The sequence below is a fragment of the Vibrio minamisatsumaniensis genome, from assembly GCF_050337445.1.
Classification (GTDB): Bacteria; Pseudomonadota; Gammaproteobacteria; order Enterobacterales; family Vibrionaceae; genus Vibrio; species Vibrio artabrorum.
Genome location: NZ_JAKJSY010000103.1, coordinates 1 through 11,191, shown reverse-complemented (window position 1 = coordinate 11,191; position 11,191 = coordinate 1). Strand labels below are relative to the sequence as shown.

Genomic DNA, 11,191 nt, shown 5'->3' with positions numbered 1-11,191 from the left:
TTTAAAACCAAACATTTCATCTTTGATTGTTTTTATGATCCAGTGCAAGTTCTAAAACACGAAAAATTCGTGTTATCGAAATTTGAATTGAAAATTATCAGGGCTAGCTAGTTTGTTTTTGGAAAGTCGTTTTAGGTATATAGGGTGAAAGTGATGGTGAGTTCTAAAAAGTGGCGGCTTTTTCATTGAGCAATGGGCTGACAGCTTAATTGACGAGCTTAGCTTCGACCTGTCTAAGAACCCGTTGATAAATACACCAAGCGCAGGCGCCTGCGAGTATGTTACCGATCATTGCTCCCCAAAATAGACCTTCAATTCCTGCAAGTTGAGAACCCACCCACAGGCAAGGCAAGAAAAAAGCAAATAAGCGCAGCGCTGAAATCGTTAATGCGGTGTAAGACTTACCCAGTGCGTTAGAGACAGAGACCGTCAGCATACATACTCCCAATGGCCCTAAGCTGAGAGGGACGATCAAGAGGTGATAATTAAGAATGGTCGAGACTTCATTTTCACTGGTCATTAGATTTGCTAGCCCGCCCGAGAACAACCAAGTCACTAGTGCAATAATGAGTTGAAAGCCCAAAATGAAAATGACGGCAATTTTAACGAGTTTACGTATGTTTTCGAGGTTATTCTCTCCTAACATACGGCCAATCATTGGAGGCATCGACATGGTCAGTGCTAGTACGGCGACAATCGAAAAGAACTCAAATCGCGAGCCTAAAGCCCAAGCTGCAACGGCAGCCGTACCATAACTCGCCAGCAGCTTAGTGGCGAACATCGATGAAACCGGTGGAAGTAGTTGACTGATCATGGCAGGCCCCATGATATTGCCAATGGAACGAACACTCTTAGCGATGTCGAGATCATGCCAATCAAAACTCATCCAATGCTTCTTCGTTACCTTTGGTGCGACAATTAGAATGCCTGTGCCGAATGCCAAGATGGTCGCGATGGCCGCTCCGTTGATACCCATGTCGAGTGTGAAGATGAAAATCGGATCCAATATCACGTTGATGATGCTGGTTGCGATCATCATAGTGCCCGGTAACATCGTGTTGCCGTTAGCACGGCACACACTGTAGAAAAAGTAGAGTAGAGCGCCTGTCCAGGAGCTGATTAGCCAATAGATCCAGTATGAATCGATGATTGGCAATACCGTCGACGGCGCATCCAATAGCTGTAAGATAGGGCTGCGAAGTAGATAGATCATGACGGAAAAAATCGCGACACTCACGCTACCCATTACAACGACTAAGCCACCCAGTTGTTTAGCGTAGCGTGTTTCGTTCGCACCAATGGCTCTAGCAATAACAGCGGTTGTCGCAATCCCTAGACCGACTTGAATACCAATGATGATCATTTGTATAGGCAATGTGAAGCCTTGAACCGCGAGGGGCAATACCCCAAGCTGGCCAATAAAAGCGCTGTCGACAAGCTGGAAGCTCATCAGGGAAAGCACCCCAAACAACATTGGCCATGTCATTGTATAGAGTTGTCGGCCAAGAGAGGGGGTTGCGATAGTTGAATTCATAGCACTCTTTATTCGTCTTGAAGGTCGGTTAGTCGTGGTGATAATCCACGCAATGAAGCTATGTGTAAAGGATAACGTAACGTTAGCTCGATACCAATAATGTTTGCATGTACTGCAAAGGGTCGAAGGTTTGTTTCGATGTGGCCATTCCGTACATCAACCCTTCGTTACAGTCTCTTGAAGATATTTCCGATCAAATCTTGAAATCTACAGGGTCAAGAAGACGCTTGCTGTAATAGCAAATAAGTGAGGCTTCTAGGGTTAGCGGTTGTTGCTTTAAGGAATCGTAATGAGTTGGGATATTTCAAGTATAAAAAAGGCCTTGGCTGTTCACGCTAATGCAGAAGAGTGAAATCAGCCAAAGCCTTAATATTATTACTTTTCGCCGAGTGACGACTAAAAGAGCAGAGTGGTTGACCTATGCTTTTTTAAGGTCTTTTGCTGGGTAAGTAAGCATCATTATTGTGTCTTCTACTGTTGTAACGTGAACATAGCCACCACCAGCACTTAGGCCAACAACAACCATTTCACCTAGTTCAACACCTTTTGTTGCAACAACGCGATCATCAACTGAAAACACTTTACACACCTTCAATAAATTAAATTAATACGATAGATATCGAACGCGGATTTAAATAGATGGCATGCTGATCGACTAATCCAGTTGTTTGTCGTAAAGATTAATTTTGATGATGAGTGAATCTATAATCCTTGAAAATCAATATTTTAGATTGATGATTGTGTCTATTTGTCCGCAGGGTAAACGACACCAACTTGCTGACGCATCTCTGTAATTAACTTGGCAACCGATAAAGCGCGCAGTTTGGCTTGCGCTTGCGTTGTTTGATCTCCGCCAATACAGTCGGCAAAGGCCTGTGCTTCGTAACTCATGGAGTTTTTGCTTTGTGATTGAGTGAGGTTTTCTATATGGCCATCTTGGTATCGGATCTTAACATCGGTACATTCAGCGATGTGATCGATGAGGATTGCACCTAATTCACCTTGGATCTCACTGGGTGCGTAAGAGTCACTGACTTTTGAATGAGTCAAGGTTACGTCAAGCTCTGGGTATTGGAAAATCGCGCAACCATGCGCATCAACACCGGAATCAAGTCGCTTTGCAGAAGCCTGTACACTGTCTGGTTCGCCAAACAGAGCGACTGTCGCAGCGACGCAGTAAAAGCCGATATCGACCAATGATCCATTTGAGAAAGCTGGATTAAAGGTATTTGGGTTCTCACCGTTTAAATATTTCTGATAGCGCGATGAATATTGGCAGTAGTTGATGTGTGCCTTATGTAGCTTGCCGATTTTTGCTAATCCGAGCTGCACTTGTTTAAAGTTTGGCAAGAATTGAGATTTATACGCCTCAAACAGCACGACACCGTTTTGCTCGGCGACCTTAAACATTTCAGTTGCTTCATCGATGTTAGATGCAACGGGCTTTTCACAGATGACATGTTTGCCATGTTCCATCATTAAGATTGATTGCTGGCAGTGGAGTGAGTTTGGTGAAGCAATGTAAACCGCTTCGATAGTGTCATCACAGGCCAATGCTTCGAGTGAGTCGTAGGTTGTATCAACATTGAATTCTTGAGCGAATTCAGAAGCGCTCTGCATGTTTCTCGAATACACCACAGCAAGTTGCATCGATTGAGTATCATGGGCGGCTTGAACAAACTTTTGAGTGATCCAATTGGTTCCAATTACAGCAAACTTAATCATATAGGTATCCAATAGTGAGAGTCTTGATTCTGCAGAGATAGTAGCACTCATTTCATCGAATGCGCTTGAGAATTAAGGAACAATGATTGCCTTTTATTAAAAATACAGTGCAGTTGAGCGTGTTAGTGAGCCGCGACAACAGTGCAGGGTTAAGGCATTTTTGCTAAGGTAATATGGAATTCAAATAAGGTGATGGTATGCAAATTCGGACAGCCAAGGTAACGGATATTCGCTCGATTCTAGCGCTTTCTGATCAGATTAATCGTCAGCATCATTGTGGGGCGCCTATGGTGTTTGCGCCTGCCTCGCAAGCTTTTTCTGATAGTGAAGAGTATTGGTTGGGATTGATGCTTGATCCCATTGGGGCGTTTTTAGTGGCAGTGCAAGATGAACAAGTTGTCGGATTTTTGGCTGGAAAAGTGACGCAGAATCGTGGGGTGAGTTTTATTCAACCCCATAAGATCGCACGGGTAAATACGCTAGTGGTGAACGATGACGTTCAGAAGCGAGGTGTTGGTAAATCGTTAATGAAGTCATTCAACCAATGGGCGCAAGCGAGAGGGGCGATAGAACTTAGGTTGGAGGTGATGGAGTTTAACCAACAAGCTCAGGGTTTCTATGAGTCGTTAGGAATGGAAACTCAGTCACGAACCATGTCTATGCGGTTTGAGGCCAATTAAGCGAGCATCTGCAAAGATATGGATGAGTTTCTTAAACTGGTAAAAATGGGTACCCCTATCCATATCGAATGGTAGCGATGGGTTCCCCACTTTCTTCATTCATAGTCTCAACTAACCGTTAAACCCGTTACAGTAAGACTCGACCTGCGCTGAATATTGCAATCACAATCAGCAATGCAATGGTGACAGGCTTAAACTTCGCACCACCAAATCTCTCGAACAGTTTAGAACCCACATAACCGCCAAACATGCTGCTCGGTAAGAGCGCGAGAGTCAGCCAGACTACATCACGGTCGACTAATCCTGCGATAGATGCCGAAACAAACGCAGTGGAATCCGCCAATACGAAGAATGCTATCAGGCCTGCTCTGGCAATATGAGGAGCGACTGGGCTTGCCAATGTATGAGTGCCAATTGGCGGCCCAGACATTGATGCCGCGCCGTTCATTACGCCCGCAAGGCTGCCTAGAATATAGGGAGCAAATCTCGGTTCGCTTTTGTACTGGAAACCTTTATAGATCATAAGTGCAGACGCAAAAATAAAGGCACTGATGATCAAGATGATCGTGTCTTGGCTAACGGATTTAAGCAGAAGTAAGCCGATTGGTGTGAAGGCAAAACAAGGGATAAATACTTTTAAAACCCAGCGCCAGTTAACGTGCTTTCGAACTTTAGGCAGCAATTGAACATTGCCTAGGAGATCGATCAACATGAAGACAGGAACCAGTTCGATAACAGGCATGAATAACGCACTTAACGGCAATGCCACTAGGGTGAAACCGAAACCTGAGAAGCCACGAACAATAGCGGCGAAAACGAAGATTGCACCCAAAATTGGGAAGGTTGGATTAAAAATGAGATCCATAAATTAAGTAACCAATGAAGCTGTCTAGATAGAGTGAGCTAATGAAACCAAGTGAGTAGCGGAATGTACTCCTACTCACTTGTGTTTGCTACCTAATTTTAAGGTTTCTCGAGAGTTAATTTTACAGTCTCTCTGAGTTGTTTTTGCAGTATTTGCTTGGTCAATTTATAAGGCTAAATTGATTCGGAAAATCAGTGAATACGGCATCGACTTTTGAGAGGAGTTTGAAGTGGGAGGGATCGTTGACGGTGTAACACCATGTTTGGATGTTTGCTTCACTCAGTGTATCAAGATCGCTCTGATTAACATGTTCGTAGTTGATGTGACAGCTGAACGCTTTGACCTCATTCATGAGCATAAGATCAGCCTGAGTCAGTTGCTCTGTGATGACCCCTACTCGATATCTCGGCAAATGACGCGCCATTTCAGACACCACTTTGTGGCTGAAACTCGATAGTAAGATCTTATCGGTGTCGAGATTTGAGCGAATCAACTCATCATGTAGCAGATCAACCACATGAGGGGCTTGATGTCGACTGTCGACTTTAATTTCGAGGTTGACGCTAAGATCATGCCGCTCAACAAGCGCAAGTAACTCTTCTAAGGTCAGTATTTTTTCCCCAGCGAACTGCTCAGATTTCCAACGGCCGAAGTCGAGTTGGCGAAGCTCAGCAAGGGTGTGTTCGTCGACACGACCCTTGCCATCGCTGCAGCGCTCAAGCGTGTGATCGTGACAAACGACCAGTTGGTCATCTTGAGTGGGCTGAATATCAACTTCAATCCATTTCAAGCCGAGTTTAGCCGCTTGTTCAATGCTTGCTTTGGTATTTTCTGGGTGAGTACCTGCGACCCCCCGATGACCTACGATGGTAGACGACATAATTAATCCTTCTTAAAGACGCACCGTAAAAACGTATTAAATATTAGTGTACTCGATTACACTGGAACCGTCGTTAAGCTTGTTGATTCGAGGTGTGACTCAACGAACGAAAGCGGTCGTTCGTGTGTCACTTACCGTGATTATTCTCTATAAAAAAGCCCCTCGCATGCTATTACTAATGACTATTAGAAGCTTTAAATAGGATCAGAGTGATCAGAGTCTTAGTGTGCGATGTCCAATTGGTTGTCTTTCACACCGTTGATGCGGAACCAACCAGCAATACTGAATCGCTCTGTGTTTGTCGGCAGTACTTCGTGTGGAAACTGTTCAGACAAGAACACAAATAAGCGGCCTGACTTTGGTGGAATGGTCGCGATGTGGTTGTCTTTTAGATCGTAAACCACAAGCTCACCTGCATCGTCTTCTGTCCATTCGTCGTTCATGTAGAACACGGTAGTCAGGCGGCGGTTCTCATTGCCCTTGAAACAGTCTAAGTGCTTCTGGTAGAAGTCACCTTTTTCGTATTTAGCAAAGTGCGCTTCGTACTCGAACAGACCCAAAAAGAACGCTTGGTTTGCTGCTAAACGAATTCGTTCCATCTTGTCTAGGAATAGAGATGCTGGCTGACCCATATCACGGCGCAGCCACTGAATCTTGTCATTACGGATGGTCGACTCTCGCGTTACTTCATCGTTACGGCCAATCCTAGCCTTTTTCCAGTTATCTGGAATGCAATCCCTCAATGCCACCACTTCTTCTTGAGTTAAGAAGTCATCCCACACGAAATAGCCTTGGGTAGCAAGAGCATCGATTAATTGGTTCATGTATAGCACTCAGACAATAAATTAGAGGCGCATATATAGTCCTAATAACTCAGGTCAACAAATCACATATTTTGTTGACACGATAAATGGTATTAGCGGTGTCAATGATAAGGCTTATGGAGCAAGGCTTATGGTCATGTAGGTGAATCAATTTCAGTCAGTAAGCTTTTAAACACCTGCGATTGAGTTGGTGATTTGGTTTTCAACCTCATATTAAATCGAAGTGATAGATTCGGCCATTACAGTGAAAAGCCGTGTTTGCAGAGCCGAAAATAGAAATCGGTAAATAGAAATTAGAACAGAAAAAATAGATAGCAATAAGGCCAGTCATGAGACTGGCCTTATTAAGTTATAACCTGTGGAGCGGTTACGATGACTCAGATTAGTGACTCAGTAGGAATTCACCCGCTGGATCAACCATCACTTTGTCACTCATTCCTTGACGACCAAGCAGCATCATATAAGTCATATCTTGACGGTTGCTCAGTGTGATATCGATAGGCCATTCCTGACCGCCGATTTTTAGCATGGTTTCAATCACACAACGGTGTTCAACTTCGCCGTTCGATGATTTGATTTTCTTACTTGTTTTCAGCTTCGCTTTGCAGCGCACAGTCTCTTCTAAGTGGTAAACATCAGGGTGAAGATCGAATTCAACGAAGTTCTCACCGTCTTTTTTTACACACAGTAGGTTGTCTACGTGTAGAGAAGAGGTTTTAGCCCCTGTATCAACACGGGTATGGAGTCCAGTTATCCCTAACTCTGGTAAGCAAATTGCTTCTGTATTCCCTATGATCATTTTATTGTTCATGTCATTTCCAATCATGAGTTAACGGCGTTAAATCAGCCTTTGCCACGAGTACGGTTAGCGTTTGGTTTTGCATTTTTTTCGATGAATTCGAAAATCATATCTGCAACATCTTTACTCGTCGCTTTCTCGATACCTTCTAGGCCAGGAGAAGAGTTCACTTCCATTACCACTGGGCCATTCTTAGATTGTAGAATATCAACACCGCATAGGTTTAACCCCATGATTTTCGCAGCATTGATTGCTGTAGCACGCTCTTCTTTGCTGAGTTTAACCAGTTGAGCGGTACCGCCACGGTGCAAGTTAGAGCGGAATTCACCTTCACCAGCTTGACGCTTCATCGCTGCAATGACTTTGTTACCCACAACAAAACAACGGATGTCTGCACCATTGGCTTCTTCAATGAATTCTTGAACCAAGATGTTCGCTTTTAGGCCCATGAATGCTTCGATAACACTCTCTGCTGCTTTGTTTGTTTCAGCTAGAACCACACCGATACCTTGAGTACCTTCAAGAAGCTTGATAACCAGTGGTGCACCACCGACGTTTTTGATCAAGTCTTGAATCTTGTCTGGGCGGCTAGCGAACCCTGTTTTTGGTAAGCCAATACCTTTGCGAGACAACAGTTGTAGTGAGCGTAGTTTGTCGCGAGAACGGCTAATAGCAACCGACTCATTGATACAAAAAGTACCCATCATTTCGAATTGGCGAACCACCGCCGTTCCGTAGAAGGTAATGGAAGCGCCAATACGGGGAATAACCGCATCGTATTGAGGTAGCTCTTCACCCATGTAGCGGATCTTCGGATTGTTACTCGCGATATCTATATCACAGTGCAGCGTGTCGATAACATCGACCTGGTGACCGCGTGCTTCTCCAGCCGCTTTTAAGCGAGAAGTAGAGTATAGATTTTCGTTGCGAGAAAGAATTGCGATACGCATGGCGTTTCCTTAGTTAATACCTGATTGGTAACTGCAAATAAATGAGTTGTTAGCTGAGCTCTCAGTTTTTTTGAGGCTCCTTGCTTGCTTCGGGGCGAACCTTAAGGCTTTTCTTTTAACTAAGGAAACGAATTAAATTTGTTGAGTCGACAATAGAAATCTATCAACCTGATGAGTGATTGGTACGGCAGGGTTTAGCGTGAATTTAGAATGGGAAAGTGAGTTGAAACCTAACTTATATTAGGGGTAGGAGTATATTCGGTCGACCTCAATTCATGTTAACTCGGTGCTTAAAAGTGTACTAATAACGTCTGTTATATCGCTCTATAAGTGTTCGAAGTGCTTCTCTTTCGATCAGCGTTTTAAATTGCCAGCTATTTTTTTTGTAATTTTCTGAAACGGTTTTAACTGATCTTTGGTCATTATTTTCAGTATGTCTCGAATCAATATATTTTCCGCTGTTTGTGTTTAGAATATGCAAAAATTGAGGGTTGAATTTGCAGTGTTGCCTGGTTAATTAATTGTCTATTCAAGCTTTAAGAAATCCGATATTATACTGGTCATAAAACTAAAGGTGGTATTATATGACAAATGTATTTAAGCAAGCAGCTGAAGAACTGTTGAGTCGTCGCGTTGCAGGCACCAAAGCACCAAGATTGGACGAACAGTACCGTCCGAATAACTTGGAAGATGCGCTAAAGATTCAATCAGCAATGATCGATTTGAAAAGCGATAAAGTCGGCGGTTGGAAGTGCTTGCTTCCTCTGGCTGAAGACAAGTTTGTTGTTGCGCCAATCTTCTCGGGTAGCGTTCAACAAGGCGAAGTTTGTGAACTGTTTGCAGACAACGATGTGGTACGCGTTGAGCCTGAAATTGCATTTACGCTTGCTAAGAGCCTGCCTGCAAGTCAAGAAGGTTACAGCGAAGAGCAAATCAACGAAGCGATTGGTTCTTGCCATATGGCACTTGAATTAATGCAGTCGCGCTTTGCGGATGACAGCGGCGCTGAGTTCTATGAAAAACTGGCCGATGGCCTAGTAAACCAAGGTCTGTTCATTGGCCCAGAGATTGATCGTGAAAAAGCGTTCACGTCTGCAGAGATCAATATCGAAGTGACTCAAGATGAGCAAGTTCAAGCATTTGACGGCAAGCACCCAAATACACTGCCACCAAGCCCAATTTACTGGCTGATTAACACCATGACGCGTCGTGGGGTTGATTTCCAAGCGGGTGAAGCAATCATTACGGGTTCTTACTGCGGTATCGTGGAAATGGGATTCGATAAGCCCACAACCTTCCATTATGAAGGCATTGGCGAATACCAAGTGACGTTCAAGCAGAAACGCTAACTTCAAGCCGCGCACTGTCTGTTATTGAAAGGCGGTTTACTGACGAGTAAATCGCCTTTTTTATTATGTGATGTTCAATAGGGTTCTTATTACCAGGCACTAAATCGGGCGTTTAGACGTCTGGACGTTGACAAGCTCTAAGTGTGACATTAGTCTGCTCACCTCCCTGTTCTATTGTGTTGTCGTTCCATGTCCAATTCAAAACATTCTAATACGGCAATTGCCCCTTCGGCCGTTGCGCTTATCCCTCTGATCGTCTTCCTCGCTCTGTTTATTGGTGTGGGTACGTACTTGTCGTTACAAGGCGTCGATTTTGCTTTTTATCAGTTGCCAGCACCGATAGCGGCTCTGCCTGCCGTGATGTTGGCATTGTTATTAAGTAAAGATAAATTGAACCGTGCGATTGAGCAGTTCTTAGGTGGAGTAGGTCACAAAGACATTATTGCAATGTGTATGATCTACCTATTAGCGGGGGCTTTTGCGGCCGTAGCTAAAGCCTCTGGAGGCGTGGATGCGACGGTAAACCTTGGTCTATCCGCGATTCCAACGAGCATGATTCTGCCGGGTATCTTCCTAATTTCTGCATTCATCGCGACCGCAATGGGCACCTCAATGGGTACTATTGCTGCCATTGCCCCAGTTGCGCTAGGTATTGCTGATTCTGCGGGTATGAGCATTCCCTTGACGGCGGGTGTCGTGCTCAGTGGTGCGATGTTTGGTGATAACCTTTCAATCATCTCTGATACCACGATTGCCGCGACTCGCTCGCAAGGTTGTGAGATGAGAGACAAATTTAAAGAGAACATCCGTATTGCACTGCCTGCTGCACTGATTGCGATTGTTATCTTTGCTTTCAACAGCACGGCAACTCAAGTTCCTGAAACAGGCCCAATAGAATGGCTGAAAGTCCTTCCGTATATCACTATCCTAATCCTTGCGGTATCGGGCATGAATGTCTTCGTTGTGTTGACGATTGGTATCTTGCTAGCGGGTGGTGTGAGCCTAGGTTCAGTTGAGAACTACGGCTTGACGGATTACGCTCAAGATATTTACGCAGGCTTTGGCAACATGCAAGAGATCTTCTTACTGTCGATGCTGATTGGTGGGTTGAGTGAGTTAATGCGTCGCCAAGGTGGATTAGCGTTTCTGACGAACTTAGTGAGCGGTTTGATTCGTGCATTTGGGTCTTCACACTCTAAGCAAGCGAATGGCCGCGCAAGTGAATTAGGTATTGCTGGCTTGGTATCAATGGTGAACCTATGTACGGCTAACAACACCGTAGCCATCATTGTATCTGGTAGCGTGGCTCGTCAATTGGCGGAAGAGAACGATGTGATCTGCTCCAGTCAGACTGGACACCGCATTAAGCGACATATTGTTTTTCAAAGTTAACTGGGCTTAGATACCCAAGAGCACTGTGCCTTCTTGTTCGATTATAATCAACTTCGATATATTCAAAAAGTGCTTGGCGCATCTCTTCTCGCGTCATTATCGGCTCGTATTGGATGACTTCTACTTTCATTGAGTGGAAAAAGCTTTCAACACAGGCGTTATCCCAGCAATTTCCCTTCCTACTCATACTTTG

General features: G+C 44.3%; 11 protein-coding genes and 1 pseudogene. 3 read left to right on the top strand and 9 right to left on the bottom strand.

Translation table 11 applies throughout. The features are described 5' to 3' along the window. Positions 1-205: 205 nt before the first annotated feature. The 3 genes from L4B77_RS17940 to L4B77_RS17930 all read right to left on the bottom strand — a co-directional run bounded on the left by L4B77_RS17940 (position 206) and on the right by L4B77_RS17930 (position 3,259). Positions 206-1,534 (bottom strand): MATE family efflux transporter, encoded by a 1,329-nt coding sequence (locus tag L4B77_RS17940; RefSeq protein ID WP_429752092.1) that lies wholly within the window; start codon positions 1,532-1,534, stop codon positions 206-208. A 418-nt stretch (positions 1,535-1,952) separates the two neighbouring features. Next, positions 1,953-2,114 carry a hypothetical protein gene (locus L4B77_RS17935; protein WP_429752090.1) on the bottom strand — a complete coding sequence of 54 codons (162 nt, stop codon included), beginning with the start codon at positions 2,112-2,114 and terminating at the stop codon, positions 1,953-1,955. Between the two features lie 164 nt (positions 2,115-2,278). Further along, positions 2,279-3,259: a Gfo/Idh/MocA family protein gene (locus tag L4B77_RS17930; protein WP_429752088.1), complete on the bottom strand. Its 981-nt coding sequence runs from the start codon at positions 3,257-3,259 to the stop codon at positions 2,279-2,281. A gap of 197 nt (positions 3,260-3,456) precedes the next feature. Here L4B77_RS17930 and L4B77_RS17925 point away from each other — a divergent pair, with 197 nt between their 5' ends. After that, entirely contained in the window at positions 3,457-3,939 is a 483-nt protein-coding gene (locus tag L4B77_RS17925) for a GNAT family N-acetyltransferase (protein WP_261840314.1), read from the top strand. A gap of 127 nt (positions 3,940-4,066) precedes the next feature. On the opposite strand, the gene L4B77_RS17920 is transcribed toward L4B77_RS17925, so the two are convergent. From L4B77_RS17920 to rimK, 5 genes are all read right to left on the bottom strand, one after another. Beyond that, the gene (locus L4B77_RS17920; RefSeq protein WP_429752086.1) at positions 4,067-4,804 is read right to left on the bottom strand and encodes a sulfite exporter TauE/SafE family protein; all 738 of its coding nucleotides are present in this window, start codon (positions 4,802-4,804) and stop codon (positions 4,067-4,069) included. A 160-nt stretch (positions 4,805-4,964) separates the two neighbouring features. Further along, a complete protein-coding gene (locus L4B77_RS17915) occupies positions 4,965-5,684 on the bottom strand; it encodes a glycerophosphodiester phosphodiesterase family protein (protein WP_429752084.1) in 720 nt (239 codons plus the stop codon). Between the two features lie 221 nt (positions 5,685-5,905). Then, positions 5,906-6,508, bottom strand: coding sequence for a 2OG-Fe(II) oxygenase (locus tag L4B77_RS17910; protein ID WP_429752082.1), 603 nt, complete (start codon positions 6,506-6,508; stop codon positions 5,906-5,908). Between the two features lie 382 nt (positions 6,509-6,890). After that, positions 6,891-7,319: an ATP-dependent zinc protease family protein gene (locus L4B77_RS17905; protein ID WP_429752080.1), complete on the bottom strand. Its 429-nt coding sequence runs from the start codon at positions 7,317-7,319 to the stop codon at positions 6,891-6,893. 32 nt (positions 7,320-7,351) lie between these two features. Further along, positions 7,352-8,257 carry a 30S ribosomal protein S6--L-glutamate ligase gene (gene rimK, locus L4B77_RS17900; RefSeq protein ID WP_429752078.1) on the bottom strand — a complete coding sequence of 302 codons (906 nt, stop codon included), beginning with the start codon at positions 8,255-8,257 and terminating at the stop codon, positions 7,352-7,354. A 584-nt stretch (positions 8,258-8,841) separates the two neighbouring features. Between rimK and L4B77_RS17895 the strand changes: the two genes are divergently transcribed. Together L4B77_RS17895 and L4B77_RS17890 are read left to right on the top strand one after the other, a co-directional pair. Further along, positions 8,842-9,606, top strand: a complete 765-nt coding sequence (locus L4B77_RS17895) for a hydratase (RefSeq protein ID WP_429752076.1) — start codon at positions 8,842-8,844, stop codon at positions 9,604-9,606. A 189-nt stretch (positions 9,607-9,795) separates the two neighbouring features. After that, a pseudogene (locus L4B77_RS17890) lies at positions 9,796-10,941 on the top strand (Na+/H+ antiporter NhaC family protein); the annotation flags it as partial. Between the two features lie 28 nt (positions 10,942-10,969). On the opposite strand, the gene L4B77_RS17885 reads toward L4B77_RS17890, so the two are convergent. Further along, a partial coding sequence (locus L4B77_RS17885) for an IS3 family transposase (RefSeq protein ID WP_429752074.1) occupies positions 10,970-11,191 on the bottom strand: 222 nt, incomplete at its 5' end.

Excerpts from the sequence above, each read along its gene's own strand:
- L4B77_RS17940 (WP_429752092.1), bottom strand. The coding sequence starts at position 1,534 with ATGAATTCAACTATCGCAACCCCCTCTCTTGGCCGACAACTCTATACA.
- L4B77_RS17915 (WP_429752084.1), bottom strand. The coding sequence starts at position 5,684 with ATGTCGTCTACCATCGTAGGTCATCGGGGGGTCGCAGGTACTCACCCA.
- L4B77_RS17910 (WP_429752082.1), bottom strand. The coding sequence starts at position 6,508 with ATGAACCAATTAATCGATGCTCTTGCTACCCAAGGCTATTTCGTGTGG.
- L4B77_RS17905 (WP_429752080.1), bottom strand. The coding sequence starts at position 7,319 with ATGAACAATAAAATGATCATAGGGAATACAGAAGCAATTTGCTTACCA.
- L4B77_RS17920 (WP_429752086.1), bottom strand. The coding sequence starts at position 4,804 with ATGGATCTCATTTTTAATCCAACCTTCCCAATTTTGGGTGCAATCTTC.
- rimK (WP_429752078.1), bottom strand. The coding sequence starts at position 8,257 with ATGCGTATCGCAATTCTTTCTCGCAACGAAAATCTATACTCTACTTCT.
- L4B77_RS17895 (WP_429752076.1), top strand. The coding sequence starts at position 8,842 with ATGACAAATGTATTTAAGCAAGCAGCTGAAGAACTGTTGAGTCGTCGC.
- L4B77_RS17925 (WP_261840314.1), top strand. The coding sequence starts at position 3,457 with ATGCAAATTCGGACAGCCAAGGTAACGGATATTCGCTCGATTCTAGCG.
- L4B77_RS17930 (WP_429752088.1), bottom strand. The coding sequence starts at position 3,259 with ATGATTAAGTTTGCTGTAATTGGAACCAATTGGATCACTCAAAAGTTT.